12 protein-coding genes and 1 pseudogene are annotated in these 16,135 nt (G+C 71.9%); 10 read left to right on the top strand and 3 right to left on the bottom strand.

Annotated features, from left to right (window positions below; genetic code table 11):
- The first annotated feature begins 10 nt into the window (after positions 1-10).
- Positions 11-2,044 (top strand): MDR family MFS transporter, encoded by a 2,034-nt coding sequence (locus tag MUY14_RS13950; protein ID WP_247023417.1) that lies wholly within the window; start codon positions 11-13, stop codon positions 2,042-2,044.
- Between the two features lie 341 nt (positions 2,045-2,385).
- On the opposite strand, the pseudogene MUY14_RS13945 reads toward MUY14_RS13950, so the two are convergent.
- Positions 2,386-2,916 (bottom strand): annotated as a pseudogene (locus MUY14_RS13945) (PHP domain-containing protein); the annotation flags it as partial.
- Positions 2,917-3,019: 103 nt separating this feature from the next.
- Between MUY14_RS13945 and ligD the strand changes: the two are divergent.
- The gene (gene ligD, locus MUY14_RS13940; protein ID WP_247023416.1) at positions 3,020-3,970 is read left to right on the top strand and encodes a non-homologous end-joining DNA ligase; all 951 of its coding nucleotides are present in this window, start codon (positions 3,020-3,022) and stop codon (positions 3,968-3,970) included.
- A gap of 35 nt (positions 3,971-4,005) precedes the next feature.
- The gene (locus MUY14_RS13935) at positions 4,006-4,425 is read left to right on the top strand and encodes a hypothetical protein (protein ID WP_247023415.1); all 420 of its coding nucleotides are present in this window, start codon (positions 4,006-4,008) and stop codon (positions 4,423-4,425) included.
- Here MUY14_RS13935 and MUY14_RS13930 read toward each other — a convergent pair.
- Positions 4,356-5,552 (bottom strand): thiolase family protein, encoded by a 1,197-nt coding sequence (locus MUY14_RS13930; RefSeq protein WP_247023414.1) that lies wholly within the window; start codon positions 5,550-5,552, stop codon positions 4,356-4,358. The two genes, MUY14_RS13935 and MUY14_RS13930, sit on opposite strands and share 70 nt — an antisense overlap.
- A 235-nt stretch (positions 5,553-5,787) precedes the next feature.
- Between MUY14_RS13930 and MUY14_RS13925 the strand changes: the two genes are divergently transcribed.
- The 7 genes from MUY14_RS13925 (at position 5,788) to MUY14_RS13895 (ending at position 15,850) form a co-directional block, all read left to right on the top strand.
- Positions 5,788-6,228: a helix-turn-helix domain-containing protein gene (locus MUY14_RS13925; RefSeq protein ID WP_247023413.1), complete on the top strand. Its 441-nt coding sequence runs from the start codon at positions 5,788-5,790 to the stop codon at positions 6,226-6,228.
- A gap of 276 nt (positions 6,229-6,504) precedes the next feature.
- Complete coding sequence (locus MUY14_RS13920; RefSeq protein ID WP_247023412.1) at positions 6,505-10,098, top strand: discoidin domain-containing protein; 3,594 nt, start codon at positions 6,505-6,507, stop codon at positions 10,096-10,098.
- Positions 10,099-10,155: 57 nt separating this feature from the next.
- Entirely contained in the window at positions 10,156-10,923 is a 768-nt protein-coding gene (locus tag MUY14_RS13915) for an SDR family oxidoreductase (RefSeq protein WP_247023411.1), read from the top strand.
- 89 nt (positions 10,924-11,012) lie between these two features.
- Positions 11,013-13,313: a glycosyl hydrolase family 95 catalytic domain-containing protein gene (locus MUY14_RS13910; RefSeq protein WP_247023410.1), complete on the top strand. Its 2,301-nt coding sequence runs from the start codon at positions 11,013-11,015 to the stop codon at positions 13,311-13,313.
- 223 nt (positions 13,314-13,536) lie between these two features.
- Positions 13,537-14,307: an alpha/beta fold hydrolase gene (locus MUY14_RS13905; protein ID WP_247023409.1), complete on the top strand. Its 771-nt coding sequence runs from the start codon at positions 13,537-13,539 to the stop codon at positions 14,305-14,307.
- Positions 14,304-15,185 (top strand): LysR family transcriptional regulator, encoded by an 882-nt coding sequence (locus tag MUY14_RS13900; RefSeq protein ID WP_247023408.1) that lies wholly within the window; start codon positions 14,304-14,306, stop codon positions 15,183-15,185. The genes MUY14_RS13905 and MUY14_RS13900 overlap by 4 nt, the downstream gene beginning before the upstream one ends.
- Positions 15,182-15,850 (top strand): HAD family hydrolase, encoded by a 669-nt coding sequence (locus MUY14_RS13895; RefSeq protein ID WP_247023407.1) that lies wholly within the window; start codon positions 15,182-15,184, stop codon positions 15,848-15,850. The genes MUY14_RS13900 and MUY14_RS13895 overlap by 4 nt, the downstream gene beginning before the upstream one ends.
- On the opposite strand, the gene MUY14_RS13890 is transcribed toward MUY14_RS13895, so the two are convergent.
- Positions 15,847-16,014 (bottom strand): hypothetical protein, encoded by a 168-nt coding sequence (locus tag MUY14_RS13890; protein WP_247023406.1) that lies wholly within the window; start codon positions 16,012-16,014, stop codon positions 15,847-15,849. The genes MUY14_RS13895 and MUY14_RS13890 overlap by 4 nt on opposite strands.
- Positions 16,015-16,135: the final 121 nt, after the last annotated feature.

Genomic DNA, 16,135 nt, shown 5'->3' with positions numbered 1-16,135 from the left:
GAGGGTGCGGATGACGGCCACCGCCGAGGTCGCCCACGAGCCGGCGCCCGCGCCGCTGAGCAAGGGGCGGGTCAACGCCGTCTTCGGGGCCGTGCTGCTCGGCATGCTGCTCGCCGCGCTGGACCAGACCATCGTCGGGACCGCGCTGCCCACCATCGTCGGCGACCTCGGCGGCGCCGGGCACCTGTCCTGGGTCGTCACGTCCTACCTGCTCGCCGAAACCATCATGACCGTCGTCGTCGGCAAGCTCGGCGACCTCTTCGGCCGCAAGCTGATGTTCCAGCTGTCCGTGGTCGTGTTCGGCATCGGCTCGTTCTTCGCCGGGTTCGCCGACAGCATGGTGTGGCTGATCGTCTGGCGCGCGGTGCAGGGCCTCGGCGGCGGTGGGCTGATGGTCACCTCGACCGCGCTCATCGCCGACGTCGTCCCGCTGCGCGAGCGCGGCAAGTACCAGGGCGTGCTCGGCTCGGTGTTCGGCGTGGTGACCGTCGCGGGCCCGATGCTCGGCGGCTTCTTCGTCGACCACCTGTCCTGGCGCTGGGCGTTCTACGTCAACATCCCGCTGGTCGTCGTGGTGCTGGTCGTGGCGTCCTCGGCGATGCCGAACGCCCGCGCCGCGGTCAAGCCGGTCATCGACTACCTCGGCATCCTGCTGATCGGCCTCGCCGCGACCGGCCTGACCCTGGTGACGAGCTGGGGCGGCACGCAGTACGCGTGGGGCTCGCCGACGATCGTCGGGATGGCGATCGGCTCGGTGGTGCTGCTCGCCGCGTTCGTCTTCGCCGAACTGCGGGCGAAGGAACCGATGCTGCCGATGCGGCTGTTCCGCAACCCGGTGTTCACCGTCGCCGGGATCATGAGCTTCGTCGTCGGCTTCGCCATGCTCGGCGCGTTGTCCTACCTGCCGACGTACATGCAGTACGTCCAGGGCACGTCGGCGACTTCGTCCGGCGTCCGGCTGCTGCCGATGGTGCTGGCGCTGCTCGTGGCGTCGATCGCCGCCGGCAACGCGGTGAGCAAGACCGGGCGGTACAAGATCTTCCCGCTGTTCGGCGCCGCCGGGATGACGATCGGGCTCTACCTGCTGTCCCGGCTCGACACCGACACGGGCTTCTGGGAGGCGTCGGCGTACATGGCCGTGCTCGGCCTCGGGATCGGGCTGGGCATGCAGGTGCTGACCATCGCGGTGCAGAACACCGTCGACTACGCCGACCTCGGCGTGGCCACCTCGGGCGTCACGTTCCTGCGGTCGATCGGCAGTTCGTTCGGCGCGGCGATCTTCGGCACGGTGTACGCGAACCAGCTGACGCCGAACCTGGCCACGGCGGTGGCGTCGCTGCCCCCGGGCGTCGACCCGCGGGCGCTGCAGGTGCCCACGGCCTTGCACGCGCTGCCGGACGCGGTGTCCGCGCCGGTGATCAAGGCGTACAGCGACTCGTTGCACGTGGTGTTCCTGGCGGCGGCGCCGGTCGGCCTGGTCGCGTTCGCGCTGGCGTTCTTCCTCAAGGAGGTCCCGCTGCGCGACACCGCCCGCGCGGCGGCCCCGGACCTCGGCGACGGCTTCGCGATGCCGGAAGCGCGGACGGACGACCGCGAGCTGGAGCGCGCGGTCGCGACCCTCTTCTTCCGCGAGCGCCGCGAGGTGGCCCCGGCGATCGTCGAGCGCGCCGGCAGCGACCTCGACGAAGGGGGCATCTGGTGCCTCCTGCAGGTCCACCTGCGCGACCGCCGCGGCGAACCGGCGACGCTCAAGGCGATCGGCGACCACTTCGGCGTCCCGGCCCCGGTCCTCGAACCGGCGTTCAACCGCCTGGAGCTGACGGGCCACCTGCGGTACGCGCGTGAGGGGTGGGAGCTGACCGACGCCGGCCGAGCGGAGTTCGCGAAGGTGGTCGCGGCCTGGCACGACTGGCTGGCCGACCGCCTCGGCGACTGGGGCACGACCAACCGCGCCGAGCTGGACGCGGCGATCGGCCGCGTGGCGGCGCGGCTGCTGGACCAGAGCGCGGAGACCCGTGCCCACGGCCGCCACGCACTGGCCTGAGCCCGCACTTTCCCTATGAAAGTGACGACCTGAGGGGCCGCACTTTCACGTGAAAGTGCGCACCTGGGGGCCGCACTTTCACGTGAAAGTGCGCGGGTCAGCGGCGCCAGAAGTCGTGGGGGGGTGCGGCCCGGGCGGAAGCCGCAGGACTCGACCAGTGCCGCGGCCTCGGTGAACCCCCGGCCGACCAGGCCGGGCTCGTGGGCGTCGCTGCCGAACGTGACCGCCTCGCCGCCGTCCTGGAACCACCAGCGGACCACCTCGCCCGGCAGCGGCACCTGCGTGTTGACCTCCAGGGCCCGCCCGCTCGCCTTGAGCGCGCGCAGCACCGTCCGGAACTCCTCCTCGTAGTCCGCCGCCGCGAACGGCGGGCCCTCGGCGGGCCAGGACCGCAGCGCGTAGTCGATGTGCGCGAGCACCGCGAAGTCCGCCGTCGACTCGACCAGGCCGAGCACCTCCGTCAGGTACGCCCGCAGGATCTCGCCGGGCGGCCGCCCGGAAACCACGGTCAGCTCGTGGTAGTGGTCGCCGTCCGGGAGCGAGTGCACCGAGCCGAGGACGCGGTCGAAGTCGTGGGCCGCGAGCAGCGCGTCGGCCCGCGGGCGGTGCCAGTGCGGCTCGCTCAGCTCGACGCCGGACAGGATCCGCAGCGCCGGGAACCGGTCGCGGCACTCGGCGACCGTCGCCAGGTAGCCCTCGACGTCGAGGGCCGGCGGTTCGAGGACGCCGTCCGGGCGCAGCCGCACCCGGAAGTGGTCCGGCAGCAGCGGGCGGACCGGCTCGGGGATCAGCCACGGCGTCAGGTCCGCGTGCTCGGTGAACGCCACCGAGGGCAGGCCGAGGTCGAGGGCCCGCTCGCACGAGCCGATCATCGACCCGGTGACCGTGTCCCATGACCATTCGGTGTGGACGTGACCGTCCGGCGGCAGGCTCACCGACCCACCGTAACGCGGTTTTTGGGCTACCGTCTGGCTCATGGCGCAGAAGTCGGCGGCGGTGGAGCTCGAAGTCGGGCACCGGACCGTGCGGGTCTCCAACCCGGACCGGGTCTACTTCCCGGCCCGCGGCGAGACGAAGCTCGACCTGGTCAACTACTACCTCTCGGTGGGCGACGGCATCGTCAACGCCCTGCGCGAGCGGCCGTGCATGCTGCACCGCTTCCCGTCCGGCGTCGCGGGGGAGAAGGTGCACCAGAAGCGCGTGCCGAACGGCGCGCCGCCGTGGCTGGAGACCGTGCGCGTCGACTTCCCGCGCTACGGCAGGCACGCCTACGAGCTGTGCGTCACGGAGCTGGCGCACGTCGCCTGGGCCGTGCAGATGTCCACAGTGGAGTTCCACCCGTGGAACTCCCGGCGCGCCGACACCGAAAAGCCGGACGAGTGGCGCATCGACCTGGACCCCATGCCCGACTGCGGGTTCGACCGCGTGCGCCGGGTCGCCCACGTCGCGCACGAGGTCCTCGACGAGCTCGGCGCGGTCGGCTGGCCGAAGACCTCCGGCGGCCGCGGCCTGCACGTCTACGTCCGGATCGAACCCCGCTGGGGCTTCACCGACGTCCGCCGCGCGGCGCTCGCGTTCGCCCGCGAAGTCGAGCGGCGCGCCCCCGACGACGTCACCACGACCTGGTGGCGCAAGGACCGCGACCCGCGGCTGCTCTTCGTCGACTACAACCAGAACGCCCGCGACCACACCATCGCCGCCGCCTACTCGGTGCGCGGCAACCCCGAGGGCACGGTGTCGACGCCGATCCGGTGGGACGAGATCGACGACGTCGAGCCGGGCGACTGCACCATCGCGACCGTCCCGGCCCGCTTCGCCGAGCTGGGCGACCTCCACGCGGGCATCGACGACGCCGTGTTCTCCCTCGACCCCTTGCTGGAGTGGGCCGACCGCGACGGCGTCGAGGAACCACCCGACCCGGACTGACGTATTTTCCGCGCCCGCCCGCGGCTCTGCCCGGGATGAAGGTCGTACTGTCGGGTTTGGACGCGGGCGCGTGGAGCCTGGTCGCGTTGCGGGTGGTCCTCGAGCGCGAGGGGCACGAAGTGTCGGTGGCGGCCGACGTGCTGAAAGTCTGCCGCCGGGAGCGGCCGGACTGCCTGGTGCTGTCCACTGTGCGCGGTGCTTCGGGGGTGGACGTGCTTCGCCGCGTGCGCGCCGACCCCGGCCTGGGCGAGCTGCCGGTGGTGCTCGGCGGCCGGCTGCGGAACACGCGCGCGGACCTGCTCGCGCTCGGCTTCGACGAGGTGTTCCCGGTCGCCGCCGCGGATCCCGGGGGAGCCGTGGCGGCGCTGCGGGCGTACCTGGCGCATCAGTCCAGGCGTTCGACGATCGTCGCGTTGGCGAGTCCGCCGGCCTCGCACATCGTCTGCAGGCCGTAGCGGCCGCCGGTCTGCTCCAGCACCGACAGCAGTGTCGTCATCAGCCGGGCGCCGCTGCCGCCGAGCGGGTGCCCGATGGCGATCGCGCCGCCGTTGACGTTGACCTTGGCCAGGTCCGCGCCGATCTCGGCCTGCCAGGCCAGCACGACGCTCGCGAAGGCTTCGTTGACCTCGAACGCGTCGATGTCCGCCACGCTCAGCCCGGCGCGGTCGAGGACCTTGCGGGTGGCCGGGATGACGCCGGTGAGCATGTACAGCGGGTCGTCGCCGGCGACGGCGAAGCTGTGGAGCCGGGCACGCGGCCGCAACCCGAGCGCCTTCGCCGTCTCGGCGCTGGTGATCATCAGTGCGGCGGCACCGTCGTTGATCGGCGACGAGTTCCCGGCGGTGACGTGCCAGCCGAGCTCCGGGAACCGCTGCTCCCAGACGTCGGCGCGGAACGCGGGCCTGAGCCCGGCGAGGATCTCCGGCGTGGTGCCCGGCCGCACGGTCTCGTCGGTCGTGACGTCGACGAGCACCCCGTCCGGCCCGGGCGCCTTGAGTGGCGCGACCTCGCCGGCGAACTTCCCGTCCGCCCACGCCTTCGCGGCCCGCTGGTGGCTTTCGGCGCTGAACTCGTCGAGCTGAGCGCGGCTGAAGCCCCACTTCGCGGCGATGAGCTCGGCGCTGATGCCCTGCGGCACGAGCCCGTCGGGGTAGCGGGCGGCGACCTGCGGCCCGAACGGATCCCGCCCGGCGACCTGGCTGCCCATCGGCACCCGGCTCATGGACTCGACCCCGGAGGCGATGACGGCGTCGTACGCACCGGCGATGACGCCCTGCGCGGCGAAGTGGACGGCCTGCTGGCTGCTCCCGCACTGCCGGTCCACGGTCACGGCGGGTACCGATTCCGGGAGGCCCGCGGCCAGCGCGGCCCAGCGGGCGGTGTTCATGCTCTGCTCACCGATCTGGCCGACGGCCCCGGAGATGACGTCGTCGATCCGGGCGGGGTCGATGCCGGTGCGCTGGACGAGCTCGCGCAAGACGTGGGCATGCAGGTCGACCGGGTGCACCCCGGCGAGCGCTCCGTTCGGCTTGCCCTTGCCGATGGGGGTCCGTACCGCGTCGACGATCACCGCGTCCGTCATGGCGTCTGCCTCCTCGCAGATCGGGGATGTGTTCGGTATACGCCGGGTAAGTTGGATTACACAACTCACCTGTCCGGCACGTCACAGCGGGGGCTGGGGCGGGGGTGGGGTGCCGGCCGACGCTCGGCTCGACTCGCCTGGAGGTGCCCGACCTGCCCAGCCCGACCGGTGCGGCGGAGGCGGCGCGCCCCTCAACCCCAGTGCTAGGTTGGATTTTCAACCCGATGGAGGTGGCATGGTCCGGCGTGGTCGTGAGTGCTCGGTCGCCGAGGCCCTCGAGGTCGTCGGTGAACGGTGGAGCCTCCTGGCGTTGCGCGAGATCATGCTCGGCGAACGGCGGTTCAACCAGATCGCCGAGAACACCGGTGCCAGCCGGGACATCCTCGCCACCCGGCTGCGGAAGCTCGTCGACGCCGGGGTGCTCGAAAAGGTCCAGTACGAGGCCCACCCGCCGCGGCACGAGTACTACCCGACCGAAGCCGGGCGGGCGTTGCAGCCGATCCTGCTCGGGCTGATGGCCTGGGGTGACAAGTACGTCCACCAGGGCGAACCGCCCACCCTCTGGCGTCACGCCTGTGGCGAAGAGCTGCTTCCGGTCACCGTCTGCGCGCACTGTGGCGAGCCGGTCAACGCGCCGGGCACCCACGCGATCCGGCTCGGGGCTGTCCACTCCTGATCCACGCCGCAAAAAGGCCTCCTCGCATCCCCCGCGAGGAGGCCTTTTTGTGGCCCGGGCGTTGACTTGAGACCCCCGTCACGGTAACTCTTGAACGAATCAGTGCAAGAACCTGACAACAGCGCGAGAAATCGAAGCAGTCGTCAGGAAGCCCTCGACGAAGAGGTGCCCATGACGTGCTGCCCGCGTGCGCCGCCGGACCGGTTCCGCGCGTGTCCGTTCCCTGGTTGTGCCGTCCCGACGCGTCTCCCCTCCTCCCCGGATCCGAGGAACCCCATGAGAACGAAGCGACTCCTGTCGCGCGCGGCTACCTACGCCGCCCTGTCCCTCCTCTTGGCCGCACCCGCCGTGGCTGCCGGCAACGTGCCCGCACCCGCACCCGCACCCGCACCCGCCGCTGTTGCCGCGGAAGCGGCGGCCGCGACCTACACCGCGAGCAGCCAGCTCGCCGGCTACCCCGCCTCGAACGTCGGCGACGGCAACCAGGCCACCTACTGGGAGAGCGCCAACAACCAGTTCCCGCAGTGGGTCCAGGCGGACCTCGGCGCGGCCACCACCGTCGCCCAGGTGGTGCTGAAACTCCCGGCGAACTGGGAGGCCCGCACCGAGACCTTCAACGTCCAGGGCAGCACCAACGGGACCAGCTTCAGCGACCTCAAGCCCGCCGCCGGCTACCGGTTCGACCCGGCCACCGGCAACACCGTCACCGTCGACGTCACCGGCAGCACCCGGTACGTCCGGCTGAACGTCAGCGCCAACACCGGCTGGCCCGCCGCGCAGCTGTCGGAGTTCGAGGTGCACGGCCCGGCCGGCGGGGACACGCAGCCGCCGTCCGCCCCCGGCAACCTCGCCTACACCCAGCCCGCGAGCGGCCAGATCCGGCTCACCTGGTCGGCCTCGACCGACAACACCGGGGTCGCCGGCTACGACGTCTACGCGAACAACCAGCTGCGCGGCAGCGTCGCCGGGAACGTCCTGACCTACACCGACAGCCAGCCCGACGGCACCACCGTCTCGTACTTCGTGCGCGCGAAGGACGCCGCGGGCAACCAGTCGGGCACCAGCAACACCGTCACCCGCACCGGCACCCAGGCCGGGACGAACCTCGCCGTGGGCAAGCCGATCACGGCGTCGTCGACCGAGTTCACCTTCGTCGCCGCGAACGCCAACGACAACTCGACCAGCACGTACTGGGAGGGCGGCGGCGGGACCTACCCGAACCTGCTGACCGTCGCGCTCGGCTCGAACGCCGACCTGAACCAGGTCGTCGTCAAGCTCAACCCCGACGCCTCGTGGGGCCCGCGCACCCAGACGATCGCCGTCGAAGGCCGGGAGCAGAGCGGCACCGCGTTCACCACGCTGGCCGCCGCGCAGACCTACAGCTTCAGCCCGGGCAGCGGCAACACCGTCACGATCCCGCTCAGCGGCCGGGCCGCCGACGTCCGGCTGCGCGTCACCGCCAACTCCGGCGCCGGCGGCGGGCAGGCCGCGGAGTTCCAGGTCTTCGGCGTCCCCGCGCCCAACCCGGACCTGACCGTGTCGGCCGTGTCCTGGTCGCCGCAGAACCCCGTGGAGACCGACGCGATCACCGCGTCGGCGACCGTCCGCAACGCCGGGACGGCGGCCTCGGGCGCGACGAACGTCAACCTCTACCTGGGCACCACCAAGGTCGGCACCGCGAACGTCGGCGCGCTCGCGGCCGGTGCGTCGGCGACCGTGTCGGCGAACATCGGTACCCGCGACGCCGGCAGCTACCAGCTGACCGCGAAGGTCGACGAGGCCAACGCCGTCATCGAGCAGAACGAGGCCAACAACTCCTACACCGCGTCGACGGCGCTGGTCGTCAGCCCGGTGCAGAGCTCCGACCTCGTCGCGGCGACGGCGTGGTCGCCCGGCAACCCGTCCGCGGGCAACACCGTCACGTTCAGCACCACCCTGCGCAACCAGGGCACGGTCGCGTCGGCGGCCGGGGCCCACGGCATCACGGTGACCGTCACCGACCAGAACGGCACCGTGGTGAAGACCCTCAGCGGCAGCTACACCGGCGCGATCGCCGCGGGTGCCACCGCGGCGCCGGTCACGGTCGGGGCCTGGACCGCCGTCAACGGCCGGTACACGGTCAAGACGGTCGTCGCGAACGACGCCAACGAGCTGCCGGTCAAGCAGGCCAACAACACCAGCACGCAGGCGCTGTTCGTCGGCCGGGGCGCGAACATGCCCTACGACATGTACGAGGCCGAGGACGGCGTCGTCGCGGGCGGTGCTTCGGTGGTCGGTCCCAACCGCACCATCGGCGACCTCGCCGGTGAAGCGTCGGGCCGCAAGGCCGTGACGCTGAACTCGACCGGCTCGTCGGTGGAGTTCACCACCCGCGCGTCGACCAACACCCTGGTCACGCGGTTCTCCATCCCGGACTCCGCGGGCGGCGGCGGGCAGAACTCGACGCTGAACGTCTACGTCGACGGCACGTTCCTCAAGGCCATCGACCTGACCTCGCACTACGCCTGGCTCTACGGCGCCGAAACCGGTCCGGGCAACTCGCCGGGCGCCGGGCCGCGCCACATCTACGACGAAGCCAGCGCGATGCTCGGCACGACCGTGCCCGCCGGGCACAAGATCAAGCTGCAGAAGGACGCGGCCAACAGCACGAACTACGCGATCGACTTCGTGAACTTCGAGCAGGCCACCGCGACCGCCAACCCGGACCCGGCGCACTTCGCCGTGCCCACCGGGTTCACGCAGCAGGACGTGCAGAGCGCCCTCGACAAGGTCCGGCAGGACACGACGCTGACCGGCGTCTACCTGCCGGCCGGGAACTACGCGATGTCGAGCAAGCTGAACGTCTACGGCAAGGCCGTGACGGTCACCGGCGCCGGGCCGTGGTTCACGAAGTTCTCCGCGCCTTCGGGGCAGGAGAACACCGACATCGGCATCGACGTGCAGGCGAGCGCGAACGGGTCGACGTTCAGCGGGTTCGCGGTGTTCGGGAACTACACCTCCCGCATCGACGGCCCCGGCAAGGTGTTCAACCTGACCAACGTCGCCAACCTGACCATCGACAACATCTGGGTGGAGCACCAGGTGGTCATGGTCTGGGGCACCAACGTGGACAACACGACGATCAAGAACTCGCGGATCCGCGACACCTTCGCCGACGGCGTCAACTTGACGAACGGGAGCACCGGCAACCACGTCACCAACATCGAAGCCCGGTCCACCGGTGACGACAGCTTCGCGCTGTTCGCCGCCACGGACCTCAACCCGGGCAACCAGTACGACAACGTGTTCGAGAACCTGACCTCGCTCACCCCGTGGCGCGCGGCCGGGCTGGCGGTCTACGGCGGGTACAGCAACACCTTCCGGAACCTCTACATCGCGGACACGCTGACCTACTCGGCGATCACGATCAGCTCGCTCGACTTCGGCTACCCGTTCCTCGGGTTCGGGCCGCAGCCGACGACGGTCCAGAACGCCTCCCTGGTCCGGGACGGTGGCCACTTCTGGGGCCAGCAGACCTTCCCGGCGATCTGGCTGTTCTCGGCGTCCAAGGAGTTCCGCGGCATCCGGGTGTCCGATGTGGACATCGAGAGCCCGACCTACAGCGGCATCATGTTCCAGACCAAGTACGACGGCACCACGCCGGAGCACCCGGTCGAGGACACCGTGCTGACGAACGTGTCGATCACCGGGGCGCACCGCAGCGGGGACGCCTTCGACGCCAAGTCGGGGATCGGCATCTGGGCCAACGAGCTGCCGGAACCGGGGCAGGGCCCGGCCGTCGGCTCGGCGACGTTCACCGGGCTCACCCTGAGCGACAACGCCCAGGACATCCGCAACACGACCAGCACGTTCACCATCACCCGCAACTGAAAGCACGCACAGGTGCCCGCCGGGAAACCGTTTCCCGGCGGGCACCGCCGTGCCAGGATGACGCCGGAGGTGGTCGACGTGCGGATCCTGGTCACCGGCGGTACCGGGCAGCTCGGCTCGGCGGTCGTGGCGGGCCTGCGGGCGGCGGGGGAGGAGGTCCGCGTGCTCAGCCGGCGGGCCGCGCCGGACGTCGTCCGGGGTGATCTGCGGACCGGTCGGGGCATCGACAGCGCGGTGGCCGGGGCGGACGTCGTGGTCCACTGCGCCACGGACTTCCTGCACGAGACGACGCTGGCGCGCACGCTGGTCGAGGCCGCGCGCTGGGCCGGCGCCCCGCACCTGGTGTACGTCTCGATCGTCGGCGTCGACCGCGTGCCGCTGGGCTACTACCGGGCCAAACACGAGACCGAGCAGCTGCTCGCCGCGTCCGGGCTGCCGTACACGATCCAGCGGGCCACGCAGTTCCACGGCCTGGTCCGGACCCTGCTCGCGGGTGCGGCCCGGCTGCCGGTGGTGCCGGTGCCGCGGATCTCGTTCCAGCCGGTGGACGTCCGCGACGTCGCCGGGCGGCTCGTCTCACTCGTGTCCGATGACCCGGCGGGCCGGGTGGCCGACTTCGGCGGCCCGGAGATCCTGACGGCGGCGGAGCTGGCCGGGGCGGTCGGCGAGGTGAGCGGGCGGGTCCGGCGGATCGTGCCGCTGAAGGTCCCGGGGGAGACGTTCCGGGCCTACGCCGGCGGTGGCCACCTGGCCCCGGAGCACCGCGAAGGCGAGATCACGTTCCGGGAGTACCTGACCGAGCATGCTCGGATGTATTCGGATTAATTACGAAGATTCTTGACCTCGGATCCGGATAGGTCATATGTTTGGCGGGCTGCACGCCGGTCCCGCCTTCAACGCCGAACGGATCCGACATGTCGAACCCTCCCTCTCGCCGTACCTTCTTCAAGCTCGGTGGCGCGGTCGGCGCCGGTCTCGCCTTCGGTGGCATCCCGCCTTTCGCTGCCAGTGCGGATGTTCTGCGTCCGGCCGAGGCCGACCTCGTGCCGGACGCGCGGGCGACGACGCTGTGGTACCCGGCCCCCGCGGCCGAGGACAAGATCATCGAGCAGGGCTTGCCGATCGGTAATGGTCGGATCGGTGCCCTGGTCGGCGGTGACCCGGCCGCCGACTTCCTGTACCTCGCCGACGCGTCGCTGTGGACCGGCGGCGCCAACGACGTCCTCGAAGACGACGGCCAGTTCCCCTACGAACGCGAGAAGTTCGGCACCCTCGGCCTGCTGGCCAAGCTGCGGATCTCGGTGCCCGCGCACACCGGCGTCACGGACTACCGCCGCACGCTCGACCTCAGCAACGGCGTCGTCGTGATCACCTACCGGCACCAGGGCGTGCGCTACCGCCGCGAGTACTTCGCGAGCCACCCCGACGACGTCGTGGTCGTCCGGCTCACCGGCGGCCCGGTGACCGGCTCGGTCTCGCTGGAACCCACCCGCGGCGAAACGATGTCCGGCACGGCGGCGTTCGCCGGCTCGTTCGCCAACGGCCTGGAGTACGCGTGCACCGTGGCCGGCGGGGTGACCTTCAGCGGGAGCCGGGACGTCGTCATCGTCTTCAGCGGCGGCACGAACTACGTGCCCGACGCGGCCCGGAAGTTCCTCGACGCCGCCCTCGACCCCTTGGCGCTCGCGAAGCAGAAGGCGGCGAAGGCCGTGCACGCCGGGGGTGGCGCGCTGCTGGCCACGCACGTCGCCGACTACCGGCGGCTCTACGACCGGATGGCCGTCGACCTGGGCCAGTCACCGCCGGCGAAGCGGGCGCTGGACACCTGGTCGCGGCTGCTGGCCCGGCACGACGACCCGGCGACCGCCGACCCGGAGCTGGAGGCGAGCTACCTGCAGTTCGGGCGCTACCTGACCATCACCGGATCGCGCGGCGGCCTGCCGATGGGGCTGCAGGGCCTCTGGCAGAACACCAACACGCCGGACTGGATGAGCGACTACCACACCGACATCAACCTCCAGATGAACTACTGGCTGGCGGACCGGGTGGCGCTGCCCGGAAGCTTCACTGCCTTGGCTGATTACTGCCTCGCGCAGCTTCCCGTGTGGACGGACAGCACGAACCGCCTGTTCAACGACCCGAGGAACCGCTTCCGCAACACCAGCGGCAAGATCGGCGGCTGGGCGATCGCGTTCTCCACCAACATCTACGGCGGCTCCGGCTGGTGGTGGCACCCGGCCGGCAACGCCTGGCTGTGCAACTCGCTGTGGGACCACTACGCGTTCACCCAGGACAAGGCGTACCTCGCGCGGATCTACCCGCTGCTCGAGGGCGCGTGCCAGTTCTGGGAGGCGCGGCTGGTGCCGATGACGGTCGGCGGGCGGGAGGTGCTCGTCGACGACCACGACTGGTCGCCCGAGCACGGGCCGCAGGACACCCGCGGCAACACCTACGCCCAGGAGATCGTCTGGGACCTGTTCGAGCACTACCGCGAAGCCGTCGCGGTGCTCGGGCGGGACCGCGCGTACGGCGACCGGATCGGCGGCCTGCAGCGGAAGCTGTACCTGCCGGAAGTCAGCCCGGCGACCGGCTGGCTCGAGGAGTGGATGTCGCCGGACAACCTCGGCGAGACCACGCACCGGCACCTCTCGCCGCTGATCGGCTTCTTCCCCGGCGACCGGATCGCGGCCGACACGTCCCCGAAGGCCCTGCTCGACGGCGTGCGCGCGCTGCTCGTCGCGCGCGGGATGGACAGCTACGGCTGGGCGACCGCGTGGCGCTCGGCGTGCTGGGCCCGGCTCAAGGACGCCGACCGCGCGTACCAGCTGCTGCTCACGGTGCTGCGGCCGTCGGTGGCCAACGGCAACGGGACCGCGGCCAACTTCTTCGACATGTACAGCCAGGGCAGCTACACGATCTTCCAGATCGACGCGAACCTCGGCGCGCCGGCGGCGATGGTGGAGATGCTCGTGTACTCGCGGCCGGGAGTGCTGGAACTGCTGCCGGCCCTGCCCAGGGCGTGGGCAGCCTCGGGCCGGGTGACCGGCATCGGCGCACGCGGCGGGTTCGAGGTCGACCTGTCCTGGCGCGCGGGGAAGGTGACGAAGGCGGTGATCCGCAGCGTCGGCGGCACCCGCACCGAGGTCCGCGCCGGGGCCTGGAAGCGCACGATCACCCTGCGCCCGGGCGGATCGGTCACGGTCCAGCCGAGTTGAGGCGCTGCCGGAGAACCCGGACACGGGCTGGACGGCGGACTTCTCCGACGCGGCGGTGAAAGGCAGCTCGCCGCCACCGGACTGGCGGCGATCCGGATCGGTGCGATCATCGAGCACGCACGGCGCGAGGAAACGAAGGCGCTGCCGATCAACGCCGTGCTGCTGGTGCCGGCGGCGTTCGTGGCGATCGGCCGGTTCGCCGGCCGAGGATCCGGAGGGTGCGATGACGCTCATCGGCGGGCGGGAAGTGGCCTGGACCGACCACGGCGGACCGGGCCCGGTGGTCGTGCTCCTGCACAGCTTCCTGATGGACGGCCGGATGTTCGCCCCGCAGCTGGCGGCCTTCGAGGGCTTCCGGTGCGTCACCGTCGACGAGCGCGGGCACGGCGGCACCCCCGCCGACGGCGCGTTCGGCTACTGGGACGTCGCCCGGGACGTCCTCGGCGTGCTCGACCACCTCGGCGTCGAGCGCGCGGCGGTCGTCGGGACGAGCCAGGGCGGGTTCGTCGCGCTGCGGCTGGCGCTGCTGGCCCCGTCGCGGATCAGCGCCCTCGCGGTGCTGGGCACCTCGGCGGCCGCCGAAGACCCCGCCGTCGCGGCCGGCTACCGGGCCGTGCTGGACGCGTGGGTGGCCGGCGGGGCCCCGGCCGAGGTGCTCGACGGCGTCGCGAAGATCTGCTTCGGCGACTTCGACGCTCCGGAGTGGAAGGAGCGCTGGCGCTCGGTGCCGCCCGCGCAGCTGACGCCGGCCATGAACGCGCTCGTCGACCGGGACGCCGTCCTGCCGCGCGCGAGCGAGATCTCGTGCCCGGCGCTGGTCCTGCACGGCTCCGCGGACCTCGCCTACCCGGTCGAGCGCGCGTCGGAGCTGGCAGCCGCGCTGCCCGCCGCCGAGCCGCTGGTCGTCGTCGAGGGTGGTGCCCACTTCCTGAGCTTCACCCACGCGGCGGCGGTGAACCCGCCCCTGCGGAAGTTCCTCGAGGCGCACGCGTGACGGACGTCGACCTACGCAAGCTGCGCTACTTCGTCGCGGTCGCCGAGGAGCTGAACTTCGGCCGCGCCGCGGCGCGGCTGCACATCGCGCAGCCGGTGCTGTCGCGGCAGATCCGGGCGCTGGAGGCCGAGCTGCGGGCGCAGCTGTTCCGGCGGGACAAGCGGTCCACCGAGCTCACCGACGCGGGCCGCCAGCTGCTCGCGGACGCGCGTCCGCTGCTGGCCTCGGCCGAAGCCCTGCGCCGCCGGGTCGCGACGGCCGCTCGCGCCACCTTCACCGTGGCGTTCATGCCGGGTCTCACGGTCACCGACGCGGTCCAGGCGCTGTCCGCGCGCCACCCCGGCGTCGCGGTCGAGCTGCTGCGCACGACGTGGGAGGACCAGACCGAGGTGCTGCACGACGGCCGCGCCGACGTCAGCCTGATCCGCCTCCCGGTGGACCGGCGCGGGCTGACCGTGCGGCCGTGGCTCGCCGAACCGCGCGTGGCGGTGGTGCGGGCCGGGCACCGGCTGGCGGGCAAGGAGTCGGTCCGGGTCGCCGACCTGGCCGACGAGCACGTGCTCAACGACCCGGACGCGGTCCCGGAATGGCGGGACGTCGCGGTCGAGCTGCGCGACGGCACTGCTCCGCGGCGGCGGGAGTTCCGCAGCGTCGAGGAGAAGCTGGAGCACGTCGCCGCCGGGCGCGGGATCGCGGTGGTGCCGCGGTCGACGTCGGCGTACTACACCCGGCCGGACGTCGCGCACGTGCCGGTCGAGGACCTGCCGCCCAACGAGGTCTGCCTCGCCTGGGTGGCCACCCGGCGGTCGCGGCTGATCTCCGAGTTCGCGGAGATCATCGCCGGGGAGGATCGGACGACGAGCACGGGAGAGCGATGATCCGCTGGGCGACCTTCGACTGTTTCGGCACGCTGGTGGACTGGCGCCACGGCATCGCCACCGGGATCGAGCTGCTGTTCCCCGGCCGCGGCGCGGAGCTGCTCGAGGTCTACAACCGCGTCGAACCCCAGGTGCAGGCGGAAGAACCGGGGCGGCGCTACCGCGAGGTGCTCGCCGAGTCCCTGCGCCGGACCGCGGCCGAAGCCGGGCTGGAGCTGGTGCCCGACGACGCGTCCGTGCTCGGCACCGGGCTGCCGCACTGGCCGGTCTTCCCGGACACCCGCGCGGCACTGGCCGGGCTGCGGGAAGCGGGCTGGCGGATCGCGCTGCTGACCAACTGCGACCGCGACCTGATCGGCGAGACCCAGCGCCGGCTGGTGGTCCCGGTCGACGCGATCGTCACCGCGGAGGACGTCGGCGAGTACAAACCCGCCCACGGCCACTTCCGGCGCTTCGCCGAGACGTTCGGCGCCACCGCGGAGAACTGGGTGCACGTCGCGCAGAGCCATTTCCACGACATGGTGCCGGCGCGGGCGCTGGGCATCCCGCGCGTGTGGATCAACCGGCAGGCGGACCCGCACGACCCGGCGGTGGCGGACGCCGTCCTGCCGGGTTTGGCCGGGCTGGTGCCGGTGGTCGAGCGGGTGCACGCGGCGGCCCGTTAACGCTCGGCCGCCACCCGCAACTCCGCTCGCCGCACCGGGAACAGGCCCGCGCGCAGGCTCCGCCACACCTTCGACGGACGGCGCCGGGCCACCGCCGCCGGGGCGGGGCCGGCCCGGTACTCCATCTCCACCTTGGCCCAGTCGTAGATCCAGTCGCCTCGCATGCCGATCCCTCACTCCGTCGAACGATGCCGAACGCTGTCGAACGTTGCCGACGGAGTCCACGATCGTGCTGAGGCCGCTTCGCCCGCATCGGGCGAACACGCACTCCGGGCGGGCCGGGCC

Source organism: Amycolatopsis sp. FBCC-B4732 (genome assembly GCF_023008405.1).
Taxonomy (GTDB): Bacteria; Actinomycetota; Actinomycetes; order Mycobacteriales; family Pseudonocardiaceae; genus Amycolatopsis; species Amycolatopsis pretoriensis_A.
Note: the sequence above shows the minus strand (reverse complement) of the source record. Positions and strands in the feature narration are given on the sequence as shown.

What these genes read in the sequence shown, in the direction of transcription:
- MUY14_RS13950 (WP_247023417.1), top strand. Translation starts at nt 11, where the DNA reads ATGACGGCCACCGCCGAGGTCGCCCACGAGCCGGCGCCCGCGCCGCTG.
- ligD (WP_247023416.1), top strand. Translation starts at nt 3,020, where the DNA reads ATGGCGCAGAAGTCGGCGGCGGTGGAGCTCGAAGTCGGGCACCGGACC.
- MUY14_RS13935 (WP_247023415.1), top strand. Translation starts at nt 4,006, where the DNA reads ATGAAGGTCGTACTGTCGGGTTTGGACGCGGGCGCGTGGAGCCTGGTC.
- MUY14_RS13930 (WP_247023414.1), bottom strand. Translation starts at nt 5,552, where the DNA reads ATGACGGACGCGGTGATCGTCGACGCGGTACGGACCCCCATCGGCAAG.
- MUY14_RS13925 (WP_247023413.1), top strand. Translation starts at nt 5,788, where the DNA reads ATGGTCCGGCGTGGTCGTGAGTGCTCGGTCGCCGAGGCCCTCGAGGTC.
- MUY14_RS13920 (WP_247023412.1), top strand. Translation starts at nt 6,505, where the DNA reads ATGAGAACGAAGCGACTCCTGTCGCGCGCGGCTACCTACGCCGCCCTG.
- MUY14_RS13915 (WP_247023411.1), top strand. Translation starts at nt 10,156, where the DNA reads ATGACGCCGGAGGTGGTCGACGTGCGGATCCTGGTCACCGGCGGTACC.
- MUY14_RS13910 (WP_247023410.1), top strand. Translation starts at nt 11,013, where the DNA reads ATGTCGAACCCTCCCTCTCGCCGTACCTTCTTCAAGCTCGGTGGCGCG.
- MUY14_RS13905 (WP_247023409.1), top strand. Translation starts at nt 13,537, where the DNA reads ATGACGCTCATCGGCGGGCGGGAAGTGGCCTGGACCGACCACGGCGGA.
- MUY14_RS13895 (WP_247023407.1), top strand. Translation starts at nt 15,182, where the DNA reads ATGATCCGCTGGGCGACCTTCGACTGTTTCGGCACGCTGGTGGACTGG.
- MUY14_RS13890 (WP_247023406.1), bottom strand. Translation starts at nt 16,014, where the DNA reads ATGCGAGGCGACTGGATCTACGACTGGGCCAAGGTGGAGATGGAGTAC.